Annotated in this window: 15 protein-coding genes and 2 pseudogenes; 5 read left to right on the forward strand and 12 right to left on the reverse strand. The window is 54.2% G+C overall.

What is annotated here, in order from left to right; all coding sequences use genetic code 11:
- Positions 1 to 26: 26 nt before the first annotated feature.
- Positions 27 to 1,199 (reverse strand): annotated as a pseudogene (locus N0M98_RS29915) (right-handed parallel beta-helix repeat-containing protein); the annotation flags it as partial.
- Positions 1,200 to 1,301: 102 nt separating this feature from the next.
- A pseudogene (locus N0M98_RS29920) lies at positions 1,302 to 1,898 on the reverse strand (3-keto-alpha-glucoside-1,2-lyase-like domain-containing protein); the annotation flags it as partial.
- Positions 1,899 to 2,771: 873 nt separating this feature from the next.
- Between N0M98_RS29920 and N0M98_RS29925 the strand changes: the two are divergent.
- Positions 2,772 to 3,431, forward strand: coding sequence for a transcriptional regulator (locus N0M98_RS29925; protein WP_249861464.1), 660 nt, complete (start codon positions 2,772 to 2,774; stop codon positions 3,429 to 3,431).
- Positions 3,432 to 3,862: 431 nt separating this feature from the next.
- Here the strand turns inward: N0M98_RS29925 and N0M98_RS29930 are convergent, their stop codons facing one another.
- From N0M98_RS29930 to N0M98_RS29960, 7 genes are all read right to left on the reverse strand, one after another.
- Positions 3,863 to 5,359, reverse strand: a complete 1,497-nt coding sequence (locus tag N0M98_RS29930) for an oligosaccharide flippase family protein (protein ID WP_259620067.1) — start codon at positions 5,357 to 5,359, stop codon at positions 3,863 to 3,865.
- A gap of 115 nt (positions 5,360 to 5,474) precedes the next feature.
- Positions 5,475 to 6,269, reverse strand: coding sequence for an alpha/beta fold hydrolase (locus N0M98_RS29935; RefSeq protein ID WP_249861462.1), 795 nt, complete (start codon positions 6,267 to 6,269; stop codon positions 5,475 to 5,477).
- Positions 6,270 to 6,463: 194 nt separating this feature from the next.
- Complete coding sequence (locus N0M98_RS29940; RefSeq protein WP_249861461.1) at positions 6,464 to 7,453, reverse strand: S-layer homology domain-containing protein; 990 nt, start codon at positions 7,451 to 7,453, stop codon at positions 6,464 to 6,466.
- Between the two features lie 315 nt (positions 7,454 to 7,768).
- Positions 7,769 to 8,650, reverse strand: coding sequence for a carbohydrate ABC transporter permease (locus tag N0M98_RS29945; RefSeq protein ID WP_249861460.1), 882 nt, complete (start codon positions 8,648 to 8,650; stop codon positions 7,769 to 7,771).
- Positions 8,651 to 8,662: 12 nt separating this feature from the next.
- On the reverse strand, positions 8,663 to 9,517 hold the full coding sequence (locus N0M98_RS29950; RefSeq protein WP_375295567.1) for an ABC transporter permease: 855 nt from the start codon (positions 9,515 to 9,517) through the stop codon (positions 8,663 to 8,665).
- Between the two features lie 264 nt (positions 9,518 to 9,781).
- Positions 9,782 to 11,416 (reverse strand): type 2 periplasmic-binding domain-containing protein, encoded by a 1,635-nt coding sequence (locus N0M98_RS29955; protein ID WP_249861458.1) that lies wholly within the window; start codon positions 11,414 to 11,416, stop codon positions 9,782 to 9,784.
- 610 nt (positions 11,417 to 12,026) lie between these two features.
- Positions 12,027 to 14,405: a helix-turn-helix domain-containing protein gene (locus tag N0M98_RS29960; RefSeq protein ID WP_249861457.1), complete on the reverse strand. Its 2,379-nt coding sequence runs from the start codon at positions 14,403 to 14,405 to the stop codon at positions 12,027 to 12,029.
- Between the two features lie 353 nt (positions 14,406 to 14,758).
- Between N0M98_RS29960 and N0M98_RS29965 the strand changes: the two genes are divergently transcribed.
- The 3 genes from N0M98_RS29965 to N0M98_RS29975 all read left to right on the forward strand — a co-directional run bounded on the left by N0M98_RS29965 (position 14,759) and on the right by N0M98_RS29975 (position 18,453).
- Positions 14,759 to 15,856: a sugar ABC transporter substrate-binding protein gene (locus N0M98_RS29965; protein ID WP_249861456.1), complete on the forward strand. Its 1,098-nt coding sequence runs from the start codon at positions 14,759 to 14,761 to the stop codon at positions 15,854 to 15,856.
- Between the two features lie 93 nt (positions 15,857 to 15,949).
- Positions 15,950 to 17,464 carry a sugar ABC transporter ATP-binding protein gene (locus N0M98_RS29970; RefSeq protein ID WP_249861455.1) on the forward strand — a complete coding sequence of 505 codons (1,515 nt, stop codon included), beginning with the start codon at positions 15,950 to 15,952 and terminating at the stop codon, positions 17,462 to 17,464.
- Positions 17,464 to 18,453, forward strand: a complete 990-nt coding sequence (locus tag N0M98_RS29975; protein ID WP_249861454.1) for an ABC transporter permease — start codon at positions 17,464 to 17,466, stop codon at positions 18,451 to 18,453. The genes N0M98_RS29970 and N0M98_RS29975 overlap by 1 nt, the downstream gene beginning before the upstream one ends.
- A gap of 142 nt (positions 18,454 to 18,595) precedes the next feature.
- Here N0M98_RS29975 and N0M98_RS29980 read toward each other — a convergent pair whose 3' ends face one another.
- Positions 18,596 to 19,978 (reverse strand): ABC transporter substrate-binding protein, encoded by a 1,383-nt coding sequence (locus N0M98_RS29980; protein ID WP_259620068.1) that lies wholly within the window; start codon positions 19,976 to 19,978, stop codon positions 18,596 to 18,598.
- 281 nt (positions 19,979 to 20,259) lie between these two features.
- Here N0M98_RS29980 and N0M98_RS29985 point away from each other — a divergent pair, with 281 nt between their 5' ends.
- Positions 20,260 to 20,424, forward strand: coding sequence for an aspartyl-phosphate phosphatase Spo0E family protein (locus N0M98_RS29985; protein WP_249861452.1), 165 nt, complete (start codon positions 20,260 to 20,262; stop codon positions 20,422 to 20,424).
- Between the two features lie 49 nt (positions 20,425 to 20,473).
- Here the strand turns inward: N0M98_RS29985 and N0M98_RS29990 are convergent, their stop codons facing one another.
- Positions 20,474 to 21,829 carry a TrkH family potassium uptake protein gene (locus N0M98_RS29990; protein WP_259620069.1) on the reverse strand — a complete coding sequence of 452 codons (1,356 nt, stop codon included), beginning with the start codon at positions 21,827 to 21,829 and terminating at the stop codon, positions 20,474 to 20,476.
- A 137-nt stretch (positions 21,830 to 21,966) separates the two neighbouring features.
- On the reverse strand, positions 21,967 to 22,643 hold a 677-nt coding region (locus N0M98_RS29995), incomplete at its 5' end, for a hypothetical protein (protein ID WP_259620070.1).

Raw genomic sequence — 22,643 nt, forward strand, 5'->3', positions numbered from 1 at the left:
AACCCTAGGGCAGGCCAATCAAACCGTTAATTGTGTCCGATATCCGTGCCGCTAGGCGTACCTGCCCCCTTCAAATCGCTACCCGAAGCCAGCTTCAGGAAATTGCCCAAATTCGGCGATCCGTCGGCATTGCGGGTCAGCGTCGGCGTCAAGCTGACAAAATCGTCGTCCGCGGCAACCAAGCCTTTGGCATTGGTGCTTTTGTTATTTTTCCACCAAACGTTGGAGCTGTCCACATCGGTTCCGCTCGTTTTATCGCTGGAGGAGCCTTTGTAGGACAAATTGTTGGAAAACTGATGCGTTCCCGTATCGAAAGCAAAATTGCTTTGCCCGTTGCCGAAGGACGTATTGTTTTTCATCGTAATGGAGCCCGGATTGCTGTTGTACGTAAAACCGTGCTTCTTATTCTGGTAAGCGACTGAGTTGATCACGATATGATTGACCGCGATCTTCTCTCCGCCGAGCTTAAAGCCGTTGCCGTCGCTGTTGCTGGTCGAATTCCCCGAGGAAGTCTGCCCGTTGTGATGAGCGACGCTGTTGCGAATCGTTACCGGACTGATCGCTCCCGTATCGGATTTGGTGTACAAATCCCAGCCGTCATCCGTGTTATACGCCGATATGCAGCCGTCGAACACATTGCCCGGTCCCACGGTCAGCTTGGCGGCGAAGCCGTCGGCATCCTCGCCGTTATCCGGATCGAAATTGTCATGAGAATACGTATTGACGACTTCATTGTAGCTCGGCCACTCGCTGTTGGACGCCGAAGAGGAGTACCTTCCGAGCTGCACGCCCGTATCCCGGTTGTCATGAACGTCGAGGTTTTCAAGACGGTTGTAATTGCCGGCCACATAGATGCCGTTGTCCGCCGCGCCCTTCACCTCCAGGCCTTTCACAACCCAGTAGCTGCCGTTGATTTGCAATCCCCGTGCATTCTGGGACACGTCGGAGGCGTTGTACGTCTGAGAGGAGAAATCCAGCACAGGCTTCTCCGAGCCGTAAGCGACGATCTGTTTCTTGGCGCCGGCCGTTCCGCTGTTCGTCCGGTCAATCGTAATTTGCGTGGAATAGGCGTACGTGCCTCCGCGCAGGTAGATCGTTCCGCCGGGCGCGACCTTCGTAATCGCCGACGTCAGAGTCGTCGGGCTGCCGATCGTTCCCGCATTGCCGTCCAGCCCGTTCGGTGCGACATAAATGCTGCCGGATACCGGAGGCGTTGGTGTTGGCGCTGGCGTCGGCGTTGGCGTCGGTGTTGGCGTTGGGGTCGGTGTCGGCGTCGAAGACCCGCTGTCCGAAACGGCGACGTTATCAAATTTGGCTACGGTCTTATAAGCGACCAGCCCGATTCCGCCGGACGTCAAGCTGGAATCCGTGGCCGTCAGCTGTAAAGTACCGTTAACATACATTTTAATGGAAGATCCGGCCAATTCAAGTTTTACGGTATACCAGGTGCCCGCAGACAAGCCTACGTTCGTTTTGGTGGCAAGCGTTGTCGTTGAACCGCTTACTTTTTTACGGATTTCCAGCGTTCCTCCGCTGCTGTTATACAGGGATGCCGCATAGAAATTGTTGCCGTCCTTGTAACGCCCCGCTACATAGGTACGATTAGAGCCGTTCCAATTGTCGACCTTTACTTTGGCTTCTACGCTATAATCTGTCCATGTCTGGCTTCCGGCCGATGCTCGCCCCTCATTCGTGCTGGACTGGTAATAGACATAAGAACCTCCGTCTTGGACGACGGACCAAGTGCCGTTCTGAGTCATCCATCCGTCGGCGTTGCCGTCTTCAAAATTATCGCTGAACAACGTCGCTGCCGAAACCGGGGTCAACATGATCATAGCAGCCAGCAGAGAAAAGCTCAAAATCAACGCCAAATGTCGAATGCTTCCCTTTCTTTTCATTTCGTTATCTTCCTCCTTTAATCGTACTGATATTGCTGTTAGGAATAAATGGGCATTAACGCCGTCTTACAGTTCACCTCCCCGGGATATGTGTAAGATCGCCATTAAGAACGTGGGCTGCAATACGTTCATGGCGGAAGCCGGGCAACCATCCCCTTATGGGAATTTTACCCAAAAGCTTCATTTCCAACGTATATCGGATCGCCCGTTACATCAATCATCTGATTTTAACCTGTTCTCCACAGCCGCCTTCAGCGGGGTATCATCTCGCTTGATGAATAATCCGCAGCTTAGGAAATGTGCAGCTCACGCCGGTTTGGCACGAAATCTGCGGGGAGCGGAGCCAGGGGGATGAGGAATCGCCCGCTTATCGCCCGTCATTTGCGAGTGGATCAGCCCGCGCCCCTCCCGAGCGTATTTTGGGACGGCAAACTAGCCGTCCTTTTCTAAAAGCCCGTTGAACAAGTGGCCGGAGAGCGGCTAGAGAGTTGGAACAGCGTAAGCGGTCGCCTATGCAGACGGATTCTCTCCACAGAAAAACGAAAAAATAATCCAAAGAATCCGTTTTCAACAGCGATTGGAGGATCAAATGGACGCCGCAGCGGACTTTTTCACCACTCTTCTAAATGCGCCTACGGGAAAGAAAGGGCAAATCTGCGGGTATAGCGGAGTAGCACGCATTTTCCTTTGGGATGAAAGTATGGGCTTGATCGAATAAAAGACGGGTATCCGTTGCGATAACCGTCACAATCGTATATACTCGAACCATATCGAAACCGGCTTGAAGCACATGCCGCTTTAATATGACCATCCTTGCAAGGATGCCGTATTAGGGCGGCTTTTTCGTTAGCTTGAAAAAAAGGGGATTGGATCATGAGCTTATTTTTGAAAACCTATGAGGAATGGCTGCATCAGCATATTGCGAAGGAGAGGAACGCGAGAAGACGCGAGCTTCTTGAGAGAGGATTATCGCACGGCACCGTGGCATTTTTGCGATCCTGCTGGTATCCGGCGGTTGGAAATCTGGATCATCTGTATCCGGAATGGGAGATTCGCGATGTTCACAATTCCATACGCTATCTTGATCTGGCATATATGCCGGGAGGGGTCAAAGGCTGCATCGAAATTCAGGATTATCGGTCCCATGCGAGAGACATCGGCGTTACCCGCTTCAAAGATTTGTGCAAAAAGCATTCGATGCTTGCGCTGGATGATTGGACTTGTCTTTATGTCGCTTATCTATCGATAATGGAAGAACCTGAATTTTGCAAGCAACTGGTACTTGCTTTTATCGGGAAATTCATCTCCACCCCGCTATCGTCCGATTTGGACTGGGCTGAGGCGGAAACGCTGCGGTATGCGCGCCGGGTGCTTCACTCGTTTGCAGCCGGCGACCTTGCCGGGCATCTCAGACTGTCCGATCGCCACACCCGGCGAGTGCTTCATGGACTGGTCGAACGAAATCTGTTGACGGTTGCCAGCGGAAATCAGCGGTATCGCACTTATAAACTGCGTTGGGACGGAGACAGCTAAGCGTAACGGACACTGCAGCCGTTATACAAGCAAAAATCGGACCTTTGGATTCCTTACGGACATAGCAGCCGCTATTTGACGAAGCAGCCCCGTTGAAGCGGCCATTCCGAGCCATTAAGCGCTGTGACGTCCGTTACGTTTTGAAAACGGCGGCTTCGAACGATGTAACGGCTGTGGCGTCCGTTAGCAGTCGGACGTCCTTCGAACGTCGCGTTGCAGGTTTTCGCGATCTAGTGCAGGTCGTGTTCTGATAGGTTATCGCGCTTCAGTTTGGCGTCCACATTCTGCCTGGTTGTTTTATCGTCTAAGGAACAAAATTGACGAATCCCCTTTTCACTGTGTCCTCCCCACAAGTAAATGTCGCTACTATGAAATAGACTGCCAGCGAAATAGGCCGCCCGCAAACCATGCCCGGCACAATACGGCAACCGTCAGCGGTTGAGTTTATTTCGCCCGCCGACCGAAGGCTTCAGCCGGAGCATACCGCGTACGGGGAGCGGGTTCGCTTCAATGTAGTACGTCCCGAGCAGCAGACAGACGATGCCCATTCCGACAAACCAGCCGAACCAGGAGCCGGTGAACCGGCCGAGCTCCATCAGCGCGCCCATCGCCAAAGTCGGCAGCAGCGGCTCGCCGTAAGCTTTCCACCAATCGAGCTTGAAGCCTTCGCGGTAGAAGAACCAGATCATCGACAAAGCCGATACAGCCCAGCCGCCCGTGTAAATCCAGACGGCGAGCACCGGATGATTCCCGGCGATAAACGGCACGAGAGCGACGACAAAGATGCCGGCAACGATCATCACCCAGAAATTCGCTTTCGTTTTGCCGAGCCCGGCCAAAATATTGCCGCCCAGACGGCCGACGGAGGAGAAAAATACGCCGAGCGCCAACAGCCGGATATAGGTGCCTGAGTCGCCGGTCGCGTAGCTGGTCCCGAACAAAAAACCGTTGATCTCATCCGGGTACAGGCAGATCGCCAACGTCAGCGGATACAAAATAAGGTTGTTATACCGCACGCACAGCGTTCCTCTGCGCCGGCTCTCCGCCCAATCCTTCGAGCTCTCGGCGACGAACGGAAAGGTGACGATCATGAACGCCCAGGTCACAATTCCGATGAAGCCCGTAATTCGAAACGCATTGGCCAGATGGCCTACGGCAACGACCGAGCTCGCGCCGATCACCATTACGAGAAACGGCTGCTGGAACGCCTTGGCAATATTGCCGGCCCATACGGGAACGCCGTACTTCATCATCTCCCGCATTTGCGACAATCGGATTCCCCCGCCCCACCGCGGCCGATGCACCCTCTTCGCCTTCCAGCAAATAAATAAGGCGGTCAGCAGCGAGCCGCCCCCCATCCACAGCGAAACGCCCCATAACAAGTTATGACCTGCGGGCGCAAGCACCCCCAGAATCATACCCATTGTCGAAAATATCGTCGTAATGACCATAAAAAAAGCCTGAGTGCCGAAATCCCGGTTGCCCGAGAAGGAGGCTACTCCGACGTTGATGACCGAGTTGAAAATAAGCATGAGAGAGCTGATCAAGAGCGCCCCCTGCAAGGATGGAAGCTGGTACGCACGGGCAAGCCACGGCGACAAGGCGGCGAGCAGCAGGCTGACGACGATGCCGAAAAACATGCTTCCGATCAAAGCCAACCGGAATTTATCCTGCACCGCTTCCTGGACATTAGTTGAGAACGAATAGACAAGCGCGGCATTGAAGCCTACGTTAAGGAAGAGCGACACCATCCCGAAAATTTGCAGCAGCAGGTTCACTTCGCCGAACAGAGCCGGATCGTTCAACACGCGCGCCAGTACGATCCCGCCTGCCGTCTGCAGCAATTGGTTAATAAAGAGACCGAGCACGATAATGGACACGCTGCGCAGTAAAAACCGTTGGGTCTCGTTCAGTACAAGCTTATGCATTTCTGGGCACCTTCTCCTGATTTCTGTTTATCTTCGCTGGATTTGGTTGTATCGTAACACCGGGAAGATGCCCTAGCAATAATCATTAGCTCACTTTTTTCAAAAAATAAAGCAGTTACCGCACAGCGGCGGCGAAAGCGGCAATCGCTTCCGCAAGCTCTTGCGGCGCTTCCACCATGCTCATGTGGCCTGAGCCTCGGATCACCTGCTGCGTCACCCGCTCCCCGCTCACGGCCATCGTCCGCTCGACCGGAATGATCCGGTCGTTCTCACCGGCGACGAGCAGCAGCGGCAGCTTCGTCCCTTGCAGCACGCCGTTGCGGTCCGGCCGCACCCGCATCCCTTCGAGCGTGCGGATCGCCCCTTCCGGGCTCGTGCCGTTGCCGATCCGCTTGGCCTCTTCCACCGCCTCCGGCATCGATTGCAGGTGATCCGGCGCGAACAGCTTCGGAATCAAGCCGTCGATGAACGCCGGCAGCCCTTGCCCCTTAATCGTCTCCATCCCTTGGAGACGGCCTTGCTTGCCTTCTTCGCTGTCGGGATAGGCGGTCGAATGGATCAAGCCGAAGCCGGACAGCACATTCGGATGACGCTCGGCCAGCGCCAGCGTCGCATAACCCCCTAGCGAATGTCCGAGGACGATCGCTTGGCCGAGGCCCAGCTTGCCGATGAACTGCGCGATATCGTCCGCGATCGTCTCCATCGTATACGTTCCTTCCGGCGCTTCGGAGTCCCCGTGACCTCGCAAATCCGGGGCGATAAAGCGGCAGCCGTCCGGAAGCAAAGGCAGCAGCTTGTCCCAATAAGCGGAGCTTCCGCAAAAGCCGTGCAGCAGCACGACGGCCGGTCCTTGTCCTTGTTCCTTGTAAGCGAGCCGGATATGATCCAGCTGAGCGAATTTTTTATCCATAAAAGAAACAGCTCCCTTCCGTTGATAACAATCAGGTTTATTTTACCACACCTTGCCGCTTCTCAAACAAAAAGACCCCTATCCGTTTCGTCCGGGGCAAGCTTTGAAAGAAGCCGCGGACAACGAGATAGGGATGCTTATAGACGGACAGGATATCCGCGTTTAACCCGCAATAGGCTCGCGGCGTCCGGCGTTTATTGCGGCTGAACGATATCGGACACGGTAGAGGCGGCGGGTTCGGAGCTGGAGGAGCCGCCGAGCACGCCGGGCAGTGTAACAACCGCCGGTTCGGCAACAGGCTTATACTTCGAGGCAACGTAGGTTGCCGCCTTAACCTCCGTAACGACCTGCGGATACATCTTGTCCGGGTCCGGAGCCGTCACTTGGTATTGAACGACCGCCGTGCCGTCCTCCTGGAAGCGGATGCCGGTAATTTGCAGGCCATAGCCCGGATGCGGCATTTGGCGCGACAAAATCACCTTGTTCACCTCGTCGCTAACCTTCTCGACGCTCACCTCAACATCGCCTTGCTGCGGCGTCTCTGGCGCTTCTGCGTGCGCTTCCGCGAATTTGATCGTATTATAAAGCCACACGGCCGCTTCGCCGCGGGTCATCTGCTGCTTCGGATGGGCCATGCGGTCCTCGCCCAGATTGGCGATCTTATGCAGGTAAATACGCTGCATCTCGTCCTTGTACTCGCTGTCGATCTGGTCTTCGTCGGCGAACAGAATGAGCATTTTCACCGTCGGGAAGACGCCTTTCGTATCCAGCGCATGAATGAGAAGATCGGCATACTTCTCTTTGGTGACCGCAGCGTTCGGATCGATATCCTGCGGAAGATCGAGGCCGTTCACCTTGGCGATCACGAAGCTTTCGGCGTACCAGGCGTCGTTAGGAACGTTCGTAAAGTAGTCGGACGCCACCGGCTTTTTGACGAATTTGACCGTATTGAGATTCAGCTTCATGCCCTTTACGATCATGCTGACCGTTTGAGCATAGCTGATTTGACCGCGCGGAACAAAATGCTGGCTGTCCACGCCGCTGACGATCCCTCTATTTTGCAAAGCCGATATCGGCTCTTTTTCCGCCGCGTCCACATCCGAAAACGCGTACGCCGAACCGGCGGACACGCTGCACAGAAGAGCTGCCGTCGACATCAGAGTAATCCATTTTTTATTTTTCATGTATCAATATCCACCTTTGCTTTTGAAGTGCGGTGAAAAACAAGCGGCCTGCGGTCGATAGAAGTTTCCACTCGATCTTCCGAACGCTCATTGTTCAACGGGATTTGACTTTCGCTTATATTGTTCACCAAAATTTTGCAAATCGTTTCCAACTTATCACTCCGGAGTTACCTTCTAGACGGCGATGCTTTCCAAAAGGTTGCTCGCATAACGCCAAAAATGCAAAAAAATACCGCAAAGTCCGAGAATCCCGGCTCTTTGCGGCAATACTGCGGTACATCCCAAGCATCCCAAGCAGCGGGAGCCCGCCGCCCATTACCCCTTCAAAGCACCCACCATGACGCCTTTGACAAAGTACTTTTGCACGAACGGATACACGCACAAGATCGGCACCGTGGCTACCATGATGGTCGCATACTTGATCGTTTCCCCGATCTGGAACTTATCGGCTGCGGCGGCTCCGGACGACATGCTGTCCGTCGAATTCGCGAGCAAAATTTCCCGCAAAATCAGCTGCAGCGGATACAGATCGCGGTCCTTGATAAAGATCGAGGCGTAAAACCAGCCGTTCCATTTCTCCACCGCATAATACAAAATCATTACGGCGATAACCGGCATGGAGAGCGGAATAATAATTTTGAACAATATCGTAAAATGGTTCGCTCCGTCGATCTTCGCCGATTCTTCCAGGCTTTCGGGAACCGACATGAAGGCGGTGCGCATGATGATCAGGTTGAACGTATTGACCGCAAACGGAATGATCGTCGCCCACAGCGAGTTGATGAGACCGACGTTTTTCACTACGAGATAAAGCGGAATCAAACCGCCGTTAAAAAACATGGTAAGCACAACGAGGAAAATAAATACTTTGTTCCACATGACGTTTTTGCGGGAGAGCACATAAGCGCCCAGCGCCGTGACGAATAAGTTGATGATGACGCCGCATACGACGATAAACAAGGTGTTGCGGTAGCCCGTAAAAATGCCCGGGTTATCGAACACGTTCTTGTACGCTTCCAGACTGAAGCCGAGCGGCTTCCACAACAGCCCCTTGTGGGCGATGATCTGGTTGGCGTCGCTGAGCGAGGAGAAGGCCACATGCAGCAGCGGATACAAAGCAATGACGACCAGCAGCAGCAGTATAATGTGGACGCTCCAATCGAAGATCCGTTCCATAATGCCGTTATCCCGTTTCATCGAAGTCCCTCCTCACCATAGACTGTTTTCGTTGATTTTACGGCTGATCCAGTTGGCGCTAATGAGCAGGATCAGGTTAATGACGGAGTTGAACAAGCCGACCGCCGAGCTGTAGCTCCAGCCGAATTCAAGCAAGCCTTTACGGTAGACGAAGGTGTTGATGACGTCCGCCGTGTCGTAAGTAGCCGGGTTGTAGAGCAAAATGATTTTCTCGAAGCCGACGTTCAGCAGATTGCCCATCCGCAGGATAAACATGATCGTAATCGTAGGCAAAATACCGGGCAGCGTAATATGCAAAATTTGCTTGAACCGCCCCGCCCCGTCCATCCGGGCCGCTTCGTATTGCTCTTGGTCGATGCTCATTAATGCGGCGATATAAATGATCGATTCCCAGCCTATCTTCTGCCAAATTTCCGAAACGATATAAATGCCCCGGAACAGCTCCGGCTTCTGCAGCATCGCCTGACCGTCGCCGCCGAAGTACGTATAGATCATATTAATGATGCCGTCGCTGTTGGTGAAATCTTTAATCATCCCGCAAATGACGACGAGCGAGATAAAATACGGCATATAAGTGATCGATTGAACGACCCGCTTGAATGCGGCATTGCGCACTTCGTTGATGAGAATCGCCAAGATGATCGGCGCCGGAAATTCAAAACACAAGGAATAGGCGCTGATGACGATCGTATTTTTCAAAATACGCCAAAAGTAATAACTGCTGAAAAAGTCCTGAAAATTGGCCAGCCCTACCCAAGGGCTGCCGAGTATGCCTTTCATCGGCGTATAGTCTTTGAAAGCGATAATCGCCCCGTACATCGGAGCATAATGGAAGATTGCATAGTAGACGAGAACGGGCAGCATCATCAAATACAAATATTTGTTGAGCACAAAGTCTTTGACGACCCGGGAAGTCCAGCTCGGTCGGCGCAGCGCGGCGCTCTCGGATGTCTCGACAGTCATCGTTTTGGCCATAACATTCCCTCCTCTGAAGCTCCGCCTCTCACGGCGGAACCGGCTTCGCAAGCTTTCGGCTAGCGCAATAGTTGCGGGGTATCCTCGGCATCTCCGGCGCCGGGAGGAGAGGCGTCATACGCCTCTCCTGGTACGGCCTTCCGGATCACGCGCGAATTACCGTTTGTTGTAACGGTCCAGCGCAGCTTTCTCGATCTCGATCGCGCGATCCAGCTTGAGCGACTTCAGCTTATCCATATACTTGTCGAAGTTTTCCAGAGGCTCGTTGCCCAAAATAATTTTGAGCGTCATTTCGTCGACCAGCGTATTGACGTCGGTCATAATTTTGGCCAGCTCTGTGCTCTCCTGCGGCGTAGCCGTAATCGGAGGCAGCGCGTATTTGTCCACATCGGTTTTGGACCAAACGGTCACTGCTTCCTTCTGCGAAGGCATGGTCAAATATTGCTCGATATACCGTTTATCCTGTACGAACGGTCCGTTGTAGTTGCCGCGGATATACTGCGACATCGCTTGGGCAGGAGCCAATTTGTTCGGATTATTCATAATGAGATCGGTATATTTCGGATAGCCGTTCTCCATCTTGTAGCTGACGCCTTCGGTACCGAAGTTGAAGAACATATGCCCGTCGTCGCTGTAGCCGTAATCAAGCAGCCGTGCCGCAAGCTCGGCGTTTTTGGAATTGGCGGTAATCGCCACCATGCCGCCCGGCGCAAAGGCAGGGTCCTTTTGCCCGAATTTCGGCGTATCGCCCTTCTTCAGCACCGGATAAGGTGCAGCTACCAGATTCGCTTTCGGATCTTTGGCCGTCAGAATCGGCATCCATTTGCCGATGCCGCCCCCGGTATTGCCGATCGTGGCTCCTGTCGCATTGGAAGCAAGGCTCGCATCGAGCGTTTTGCTGTCTACGGTGGCGATGTTTTTGTCGATCAGGCCCTCTGCGTACCATTTGCGGAACGTGGCGAGGAATTCCTTGTATTCCGGCTGAGCGGGACCGAATTTGATCTGGCCGTTTTCCGTATAAAACATCCGGTTGATGCCGAAGGCTCCGATGAAAGCGCCGTTATAAATTTGCTCAAGCGGACGCGGCACGCTGAAGAAGGACAGCGGAGCGGCAGCCCCCTTCTTCTCCTTGAATGCTTTGAGCACGGTATACCAATCGTCGATCGTCTCGGGAATCGGCAGACCGAGCTCGTCGAGCCAGTCTTTACGCACAATCGGCCCTTGGAACACCTTCAAATATTCGTCGCCGCGAATGAACGGGAAGGCGAAATAGTTGCCTTCGTCGGTTTTGACCATTTTGTCGACGTCCGGATGCTCCTTCAAATATTTCTTTAAATTCGGAGCGTATTTATCGATATAATCGTTAAGCTTCAAAATATAGCCGTCTTTGATCGCCTTCTCCGGACCTCCGGGGAAATCGAGCCAGTTGTACTCGATCATATCCGGCAGATCGCCCGACGCCAGCAGGACGTTCAAGCCTTCTTTGGCCTGGTTGACGACCGGAGAGGAAAACTTGAGCGGAACGCCGGTCCGCTTCTGCCATTCCTGGAAGAACGGAATATCCGCCAGGGAAGAGCTGATGCCGACTGCGTTGCCGGTAATTTCTCCCCAATACGTTAGCGTTTTATCCGTTTTAATAGGATATGTCGTTGCCGCCGGGGCGCTGTCGCCCTGCGGCGCTTTGGTGTTATCGGCAGCCGGCGGAGCCGCTTGATTGGAACAAGCTATCGCCAAACTGCTCATCATGGTGGTGATCGTTACAATAGGGATGAGTTTACTTCTTTTCTTCATCGCTTTCGACCTCCCGCTATTCTTTTAGGTATGAGATGCGTAACTCACACTTTCATCATAATGACAACGCTTACAAATTGATATCGGCAATTTTTTCTTTCTCATCGTCAATATATGAAACGGCAGTAGTCAAAAGCTCCAAATCGATCTGCAATATATCCAAAATAGGGACAAAAAGCGGCGGAAAAGGCGGTGCATTGACCGGGGAAATTGGCCGGGGAAACGGTTGAGAAGCGAGAAACGAGGACGGGCGCGCGCTTCTCCGGCGAGCTCCGATTGGCGGCATTCGCTTGTTTGCCGTGCTGCCGGACGCGGCCCGCTTGCCTTGAGCCGCTTTTCGACCTTCCGCTGCCTTCCCGTAAGCCGGTTGCTCTGAAGCATATTCCGTCCGCATCCAGCCTAAGCTGGATCGGCGTCTAACCCTTCCTCTGGGATCGTTCTATGGGTAGACTTTCCTTTCGGGGGAGACCTCGGATATCCACGATATGGCTGCGCATCATTTCCTAAACAACAAAAAAGCGGTGTTCCGCCATATACCGGCGGAACACCGCTGTCTGTGCATGCAGGCGCGGGCGATCCCGAAGGGACGGCCGCCGCTTCGCGGAAATCGTCACACACTCACCGTTTCTTTATATTTGCCGGGGGTAATCCCCTCGTATTTTTTGAACGTGCGGATAAACGCATTCGGGTCGTTGAAGCCGACGAGCGAAGCGACATCGGTAATGCTTCGCTGATGCTCGGCAATCAGCGTCTTGGCGTTCTCAATACGCACTTTGTTAATATAATCCAGCAGGCCGCCTCCGGTCTGATCCTTGAACAGCTTGGACACATACGTCGCCTTCATGTCCAAATGCTCTCCGATCATGGATATGTTCAGATTGACGTCCTGATAATGCTCGCCGATGAAGGCCGTAACGCGCTCCACCAGCGATTGCAGCGCCTGCTGACGGGCCTGCTGTATATTTTGCTGGCGCTTGTCCGAAGTATACGCGCACACCTTCTCCAATATGCCGTTCAGCTGGAGCTGCATATCCTTGACCGTCTCGCACGCCATGAGCCGCTCAATCGACTTCGGGTTATTGCGCAGGAAAGGACTCATTTCGTCGCCCATTTCGCTCGTCGTCTTGATCATCGTGCTTGCCAGATTGAACAACAAGCATTTGGCGAGCGGCACCGGCAGTGCGGGATGCCTGCGGAAATTGCGCTCGATAATATCGTCCAGCGTCCGCTTCGCCTGCTCCAGATCGCCGATCTTCATCGAATTCATCCACTGCTGCTCTACGGATAGCGGATAGTAATAGCCGGACGTGCGGTCCTGCTCCTCCTCCCGCCGCAGCGCAGGATAAGCGAGAATTTCGTCGCTGCCCATCACAAGCTTGTATTCCATCGCCTCCAGCGCCTCCGAATACGCGCGCGAAATGCCGGAAATCGACGTGTGAGTCCCGCTGATCGACAACGTCAGATGAATATGGTACCGCTGCAGCAGGAAGCTCTGCGCTTCCTTGGCGATGCTCATCATCTCGCCCCGGCGCTCCTCCTCCGTCCCCGCGCTGAAATTGATCAAACAGGCGAACGTCTCGTCGATCTCCACCGCATAGCCGCGATGCTTCCGCCCCGCCAGCTCCTCCACCACATTCGTGACGATGAACTGCAGCAGCATATGCTTGTCGCCGACCTCCATCCCCTCAATGCGCTCGAAGAACGGGCCGCGCTCATCGACGTACAACAGCATCACCGCATAATCCTGCGTCAGCGGCTGCATATGATAGGCGGTCAGCGCCTCGTCGACAGGAACCTGGCTGTCGAGCTTGCCCTTCAGCAGCCGGCCGATGAAATTCGAGCGCAGCACATGATGCTGCTGTTTCATCTGCGTCGTGAACTTATCCATTTCGCGCAGCGTATGATGGATCGACTCCTGGATAAAATGAAATTCATTGCCGCTTTCCTTGATCGGAGCGTCCGTCTTGCCGGCGAACGTCTGCATCAGCTCGCGCACGGGCACATAGTTTTTGCGCAGGAAGAAGTATGTCAGGATCACCCCGCCCACTACGCTGATCAGAATGCTCATGTAGGTCAGGTTGCGCACTTGCTCGGCTTTTTTCCAATACAAGCGGCTCGGGATAACGGAGACGTACTTCAGATCGGCGCGCGCCGAATGAATATAGAAGCCCTCCATCTTCTCCCCGTCCTTCGTGAAGTAGAAAAGCCCTTCATTGCCGTTCAGCTCCGAGTAGGGGAGATTGGCGGGAGCCGCGTCGCCGTTGCTGGAGACAAGCACCTGATTATCCTTGTTCAAAATCATCACCTGGCCCTCGCGGTAAAACTGCATATTGGCAAGGGGACCGAGAATTCTCGCCTCGTCCAGCAAAATGACGTTCGTGCCGATAGGCTTCTCCCCAGGGCCGGCCGCGTAAGTGCTGACGTAAGCTACCGCCTGTCGCAAATGACCGTCTTCGCCGAGCCAAGGCATCGGGATAAAGCCTTTGAACGACTTCTGCTTCAATATAGCGCTCCACTGCTCGTAAGACATGGAGCCTCCCTCGTGGGTCAGATCGTAGCCGAGCTTGGAATCCCGGGTTATGGCGGGAAGCAGCAGCATATCGTCCGCGGCATAATATATATAGAAGCTATCCAAAAAAGGATACGACGATTTGTACAGTTTTAAATCCTGGGTTACCTGGAACAGATCGTACCGGTCTTCGTTCGGCGTCCGGTATTTGTTGGAATACAGCAAGTCCTGCACCTTGACGTTCCAGGTCATTTCAAAGCTCAGCCGTTCCATCGATTGAAACTGGTTATCCATAATCTCGCGAAGCTGCTTCAGCTGCGCGTCGTTAGCTTGATGAATTTCGCTCTCCAGCGTTTTGCTCGATGAGTTGTATACGATAATGCTGATCACGACAGGCAGCAGCAGCACGGCCATATAAGATAACAGCCACGTCAGAACGACGCTGCGCCGCCGCAGCCGGAACTTGGTCCATAGTCTCATCGAATCCCTCCCCCGAGAGATAATCGTACGTAGATGCCATGCCTGTCAATCCGCTTTGAAAACGTTTACTACCTATTATTATTCATCTTTTATTCTTGTTTTACAACCTCTTTTTTGCTGCCTAAGCCGCTTGGACCGCCGCAAGCCGCTATACGCGGATTCTCGTATTCCCATTCTCCGGCCGCTGTGTTATTATAAACTATTAGGGATGTCATAATTTGTCGAAATTTCAGTCGAAATACATCGATATAATGAAAATTTCATTGACCATTTGCAAGGGCTAGTGATAAAATACAATTACCAAGTAATCATATTGGAATTATAAAAACAGATTTTCCGGGGGAGGACCACGAATGAAAAGCTTGAAACAAAGCATAGCGCTTCTGCTCGTGCTGATTTTATCGATCAGCTTGGCGGCTTGCGGAGCGAAACCCGAAGCCAAGCAGGAAGGCGCGGCTCCGGCAGATAATGCCGCAGCAGGCGCAGCCGGATCGCTGGCCAATAAAAAAATCGCACTCATCATGCAAATTAACCTTGGCACGTTCTCTGCGCAGTACATAGAAGGCGTCAAAGAACAAGCCGAAAAGCTCGGCGGCAAAGTAACGGTCTTTACGGCTGACGGCGACCTCGCCAAAATGTCTTCGAACCTTGACGCAGCCATTAACCAAAAATTCGACGGCATCCTGATCGATCACGGAACCGCCGAAGCGCTCGACCAAGGCATCAAGAAAGCGGTCGAGAAAAAAATTCCGGTTATCGCCTTCGACGCGGATATTAAAGTTCCCGGCGTAACCGTGCTGGAGCAGGGCGACCAGAAGATGGCCGAGCTGACGCTCGATAAAATGAGCAAAGATATCGGCGGCAAAGGCAATATCGTTAAAATCTGGGTAGCCGGCTTCGCCCCGATGGAGCGCAGACAAGTCGCTTACCAGCAATTTATGGACAAGAACAAAGATGTCAAAGAGGTTGCCGCATTCGGCGCGGCATCGCAAAACACGGCTCTCGATACGCAGGCGCAAATGGAAGCGATCTTGAAGAAATATCCGAACAAAGGCGATATCACAGCCGTCTGGGCGGCTTGGGACGAATTCGCCAAAGGCGCGGCGCGCGCCATTCAGCAAGCGGGCCGGACGGAAATTAAAGTATACGGGATCGATATGAGCGACGAGGACTTGCAAATGATCCAAGACACGACGAATCCTTGGGTCGCTTCCGCAGCCGTCGATCCTAAAGACATCGGACGCGTTCAAGTCCGTTACCTGTACCAAAAACTGCACGGCGATCAGACGCCGGATAATATCGTGCTCGATCCGGTATTCGTTTCTCGCGACCAATTGCCGCAAACGCAAATCTCCACAACGCAGCTTAGCGAGCATGTAAAAGGCTGGGGCAACAGCGAGCAAGGCTACACCGATTGGCTCAAGCAATTGGAACAACCGGCCAAGAAATAGACCGAAGCCTCGCGAAAAACGCGTGCAATAGCTCTTATCCCATCGGCGCACGGCCGGTGGGATTTTCCATTGAAAGAAGGAGTGTGATGCCTGATGTCTTTAACCACCGCCTTACTGCAAATGAACCGGATATCCAAGTCTTTCCCCGGCGTCAAGGCGCTGCAGCAGGTTGACTTTGAAGTGCGCGGCGGTGAAATTCATGCCCTGCTCGGCGCTAACGGGGCCGGAAAAAGCACGCTGATCAAAGTGCTGGCCGGCGCTTATATTCCCGAGCAAGGGCAGATCGCCATCGACGGCAAGCCGCTCGCTCTTCAAGGCCCGATCGACGCCATGCGCAGCGGTATCCAGTGCGTATACCAGGAGGTCGATACCGCCCTCGTCTCCCAGCTGAGCATCGCGGAAAATATTATGCTCGACGGACTTACCCAAACAAGCGGCGGTTCCTGGATCAACTGGAGCCGGGTGAACAAGGAAGCCGAGCGCATCCTGAGCGATATCGGCCTCACGATCGACGTAAGGCGCCAGGTCAGCGAGCTTAGCATTTCGCAGAAGCAGCTCGTGCTGATCGGACGAGCGCTGGCGCAGAAGGCGAAGTTCATTATTTTCGATGAGCCCACGGCCCCGCTCAGCAATGAAGAAGCCGATCAGCTCTTCCGCATTATGGAGCGGCTGAAGGCCGAGGGCGTCGGCTGCATCTTCATCTCGCACAGGCTGGGCGAAGTATTCCGCATCAGCGACAGAATCACCGTCATGCGCGACGGACAGCGCATCACGACGGTCGCGGCGGCGGAGACGAACGCGCAGGCGGTGATTGAGCAGATGCTCGGCCGCACCTTCGAGGAAGAATTCCCGAAGGCGGAGGTCGAGATCGGCGAGCCGCTGCTGGAGGCTCGCGGCATCACCTTCTCCACGAAGGTGCGCGGCGTGGATTTGACCGTTAGCCGCGGCGAAATCGTCGGCGTCGTCGGACTCGTCGGCGCGGGCAAGACCGAGCTGTCGCGCGTGCTGTTCGGCGCCGATCCGCTGGCCGGCGGCGAAATCCGGATGCGCGGCAAGCGGCTGAAGCTCGGCAGTCCGGCCGACGCGGTGCGCGAAGGCATCGCGCTCATCCCCGAGGAACGCCGCAAGCAGGGCATCCTGGTCGAGCAGACGGTAAAGCATAACTTGTCGCTGCCGCTGCTTAAGCTGTTCAGCACGCTCGGCTTCGTCCAGAAATCGAAGGAAGCCGTCAACGCCAAAGAGATGATCGCGCAGCTCGGCATTCAGCCGCCGAATATGGACCAGACGGTCAAATATTTGAGCGGGGGCAACCAGCAAAAGGTCGCCGTCGGCAAATGGCTTCCCACGGAAGCGGAAGTGTACTTGTTCGACGAGCCGACCAAAGGCGTCGACGTCGGCGCCAAGAGCGACATCTTCCGTCTGATCGGCCGGCTCGCCCAGGAAGGCAAAGGCATCGTCTACTTATCTTGCGAAATCTCGGAAATATTGGGCATCGCCGACCGGATTCTCGTCATGAGCTACGGTCAAATCGTCAAGGAATTGCGGCGCGAAGAAGCGACGCAGGAGCAAATACTGTATTACGCCAGCGCAGGGGAGGCAACGGTCTAGTGAAGGACAAGCTGCTCGATTATTCATACAAATACGGGGCGCTCATCATTATCGCCGCCGTTATCATCGTATTTTCGGTAGTCAACGAAAACTTTTTGTCGTACGACAACATGGCCGACATTCTTCGTTCCATCTCTATCGTCACGTTCGTGGCCATCGGCGTGACGTTCTCGCAAATCGTCGACGGCTTCGACTTGTCCGTCGGATCGACCGTCTCGCTGACAACGGTCGTCGTCGCGACGATGATGGTCTGGTACCAGCTGCCGCTCGTTCTGGTGCTGACCGTTCCGCTATTGATCGGCATTATTATCGGTTTGTTAAACGCTTTTCTTATCGTGAAGGTAAGAATTCCCGATTTGCTCGCGACCCTCGCGGTCATGTACATTATCGGCGGCGTGCATAAGACGTACACCAAAGGCTTCTCCATCTACAACAACATGCAAATGCAGGACGGAACGAAAGCGCCAGGCAAATTTACGGAATCGTTCCTCTGGATCGGCCAAGGCAAGCTGCTCGGCCTGCCCGTGCCTGTCGTGCTGATGATCGTCGCCGTCGTCGTCGTCCACATCTTCCTGACGTATACCCGCTGGGGCCGTCAGCTGTACGTGACCGGCGGCAACCGGGAAGCAGCGCGGCTCTCCGGCATTTCGGTCAACCGCGTACGCACGCTCGCTTACGTGCTGTCCGGCGTCTTCGCCGCTATCGGCGGCATCCTGTTCGCCGCCCGCGTCGGCTCGGGGCAGATCGACGCGGGCTCGCCGATCCTGATGGAATCGGTAGCCGCCGTGTTCGTCGGCTTCTCGGTGCTCGGAGCAGGCAAACCGAATGTGATCGGCACCTTCTTCGGAGCCGTGCTGATCGGAGTGCTGCTCAACGGCTTGACCATGCTGAACTTGCCGTACTATGCGTTCGATATTATTAAAGGAACGGTGCTTGTGCTCGCTCTGGCCATCACGTTCATTCATATGGCACGCCGGCGCGCCTCATGACCGGACGCTGCGGCGCCGAAGCTGCATGGACAAAGATCCGGTCATCGGGGGAAGCGGTATTGGAACGCCATTCGATTCTCCCAAGCAACGACTAAACGGCAAGGCGGCGCGCCTCATGAAGGCTGCGCCGCCTTGCCGTTATTTATTTGCCCGCGCTCTCCGTCTGCTGATTGTTCTTCTTCTCCTCCGCCAGCTTCTGCACCGCTTCTTCCGTCTGGCGAAGCACCGTATTCATATCGACGTTATCGAGCGTATACTGATTGAACGCCGTCTCCAGCGCCACCTTCAGCTTATTCGGGTCGGCCCCGACCAAGCCCGGATCGCGCTTCGGCGGAGCCGCCGCCGGCTTATGATAGAACAGCGCCTTCACGTTCTTCCCCTGAAGAGCCGGCACGTCTTGGCCGAGCGACCGGAAAGCATCGCCGGCATTCGCGCTCTTGAGCGAAGGCACCGTCGCCTGCTGCTTCGCATCCAGCGCCTGCACCTCGTCGGAAAGCAGATAGGAAATAATCGCGAACGAAATATCCTTATGCTCATTCGTTCTCGTAATGAACCAGTAAGCCGAGTTGATCTGCGTCCCCGTATCCGGAGCTTCCTTGAAGGTCGGAATCGCCGCCATATCCCAGTCGATTTCCTCGGGAATGCCCGTATACTGCCCGAATTGATTGACCATCATCGCTACATTCATATTTTTCATAAAGGCTCCGGATTCCTCGGTCTGACTGCGCTTCTTCGGATCGCGGTTATTGTTCGGGATTTGATAAAAGCGCCCGAGATTCTCAAGCAGCCGCTTCCATTTCTCCGTATCGTTCAGCTTATCGGCTTTCGGATCGAGGTAAGAAACCGAGAGCTGGTTATCGCGGAGAACGGCGCCGATGAACGAGCTGAAGCCGCGGTATACTTGGCCTCCGTCGACGCGGGTCATCTTTTTGGCAAGCTCGTAGACTTCGTCCCAAGTCATCCCGTCGGTCGGATAAGGGACGCCGAATTTATCGAACAGCCCTTTGTTGTAGAACAGCACCTGCATCCCGCCGTAAGGCATCGGCAGACCGTACAACTCCCCCTTGGGGTTCGTATTGCGCATTTGCTCGATCAAGGTCGGCTCGAACCGGTCCAGATCGTAGTTCGCGCTTTTGATGAGTCCGCTCATATCGTAGGCGAGACCGGGATTGATGAGGAAGGAATCGATGTTGGACGTGTTGCCGATCATAATGTCGGGATAAACGCCCGATGTGATCAATTCATTAATTCCCACCCCCTGCTCCCTTGGCAAAAATTGAACCGTAACGTTCGGAAACTTTTCTTTGATTTTATTGCCGTATTTTTTATCGAACGCCTCCTGGTCGTCCCCGAAATCGGACTTAAAGATAAGCGTTACCGGAGCATTCAAATCCTCCTTCGCTCCTGCTTGCTCTCCTGCCGCTTCTTCCTTCCCTCCGCCGCCGCAGCCGGACAGCGCTGCCGTCATCACCGCTGCCGCCATCCACAGACGGACCGCTCTTCTCCCCGCCGGCCATTTTGCCATCTCAAATCCCCCCTGTTCAACTGAAAGACGGGCAGCAGCCCACCATATAACGTCCATTATAAGGAGGAATCGGGAGAGAGGATATAACGAAAACTATCATGTTTTTATCGAAAGTTCATAATTTCCACCTTGTGAAAATGGATTCAAACAGTTATACTTTCCAACGGTAAAATATTTCCGTTTACCCTTTTTTTCACAATAGCAAACAAAGCATTTCCCAATAGATAACAGTCGTGTTAAAATGGTTGTAAGATTTTTGAAAGTTAGGGGATTTATTGATCATGGAATTGGCAGAACAAGTGGAAGTGCTCCGGGCGAGGCTGGTCGAGCTCGTAAATAAAAAAAATAATTTTTGCGATCAGGAAGTGATTACCCTCAGTCAGGAGCTGGACGTTCTGCTGCTGCTGCTGCAGTTTCATTCCAAGAGCGCAGACGAAAAAGGATGACGACGAGAGAAAGCTCCCCCATGATCACCCTTTTTCAGTCACCTCTTATTTAACCGATGATAAGCCGTTCCTCCGGATAATGAACATCCGCTTTCGCCTTGCGCGAAACGAACAAAGTCAGGAACTGCGTCATTCCGATCCTTCCGATATACATCAGCACGATGAGCGCGACTTTGCTCGCCCAGGACAAGCTTCCGGTAATTCCGGTAGACAGCCCGCATGTCCCGAATGCGGAACATACTTCAAAAATGACGGCGATTGCCGGCACATGCGGCGATTCGGAGATCAGCACGACGAATATGCCGATCATGACCAGTAAAACTCCCGTAATGAAAAAGAGAAAGCTTTTAATGATATCTTCATGCCGTACGGAACGCCCGAACACTCTGATTTCCTCTTCTCCCCGCATAAACGTAATGATCATCAAGACGATAATCGCTACGGTCGTCGTCCTGACCCCGCCGCCCATGCTGGAAGGACTCGCTCCGATGAACATCAGAACGGCCAGCAGAAGCTGGCTGGCATCCGTCATTTTGGACGGATCGATGGTGGCCAGTCCCGCGCTGCGCGAGGTGATCGAGGCGAAGAAGGCGTTCAGCACCTTCTCGTACCATGCCATGCCTTCGAACGTATTCGACCCTTCGGTAATCCAGATCCCCGCCGCCCCGAGCAGCAGCAAAATGGCGAACGTCGTCGTCGTGACCTTCGTGTACAAGGTAAAGCGGAACCGTTTATGCCCGCCGAATAAATATTCCCGAACCTCGGCAATGACCGGAAATCCGATCGCCCCGAGCACAATAAGCAGCATCGTGAGCAGCTGCACGACGACATCGTCGGAATAATCGAGCAAGGAATTGCCGAACAGGTCGAAGCCTGCGTTCGTGTACGAGGACACCGCATGGAACAAACCGTGATACATCGCTCTGTACAGCGTGTCGTAGTAGCCGGCAAAATAAAAATAACCTCCGAACAGCAAAGCCCCGACGCCTTCAAAGAGCAGCGTCATCCCGATGATCAGCTTCATCAGCTGCACCATGCCGGACAAGTTGTAACGGTTCTGGTCGATCATCATCATCTTGCGCTGCGAAAGACCGATCGGCTTGCCGAATAAAATCCAGTAAAAAGTGCCCATCGCCATAATGCCGATGCCGCCCACCTGAAAAGCGATCATGAGCACAATCGTGCCGAACCCGCTGAAGGTGGCGGCGGTATTGATGGTAGTGAGACCCGTGACGCTTACCGCGCTGGCGGAAACAAACAGAGCGTCGGTAAACGACAGGCTGGCACCCGGCTTCAGGCTAATAGGCAGTATGAGCAGAACGGTAACGATGAAGATGACTAAAAAATAGGCGATCACGATGGTATGCACCGCCGATCGCTGTTTTTGCGTTTTCTTGAGCAGCATGTTCCTCCGAGTTCGATCCCGCAAGGATCGGATCAACAAGTTTATTCCCTTATCATATGAAAAAGCGCCCATAGAAGCAAGCTTTTCCATGGACGCAATTGTTATAAATAAGTATGGCTCGGCTTAATCCGCATCGGTTATTCCTTGATTTTCTCGAATTTGGCGTCGTACAGCCGAAACATCGTCTTATACCCGGATTCGTCGATTTTGATGCCTACGTCGAGCCGGCCCGTAATTTGCAAAGCCCCCGACGTGTACCTCAGCTTCGTATCCTTGGGCACGAAGACGATCATAATTTTATTCCAGTACGTCTCGTCGCCGTTGTCGAACGGACATTCCGCCCCGGGCTGCGGGATCAACAGAAACCAATGCTTGTCGAACGACAGCACTTCGCCCATAAAGCCTTTGATCTGCACCGTTTTGCCGTTTAAGTCCCAGAACTTGTTCGACGGCGTCGACTGCGTATCATCGTCGAAAAATTCCGCCCATGTCAGCTCGTTCCCCGCCGGCTGCTTCGTCGGGGACGGAGCCGGGGATGGGGACGGGGGCGGAGAAGATGGAGATGGAGGCGAAGACAGCTCCGGCTCCTGCGCCTGAGCGCCGCCCTGAGAAGGCGCGGCCGGGGCGCTCTCCGCTGAAGCGCCGGCGCCAGCGGCGGCAGGCTGCGGCTCCTCGGCTCCCGCCGGAGCCGGAGCCTGGGCCTGCGTCGCGGCGGGCGAGGCTTCCGCCGCCGCCGCGGTTTCCATCCCCTGCGCCTCAGGGGATGGAGCGTCTCCCCCTGCCTGCCGCGCAGGGGGAGACGCCGGCTCGGCCG

This window comes from Paenibacillus doosanensis (assembly GCF_025060755.1).
Taxonomy (GTDB): domain Bacteria; phylum Bacillota; class Bacilli; order Paenibacillales; family NBRC-103111; genus Paenibacillus_S; species Paenibacillus_S doosanensis.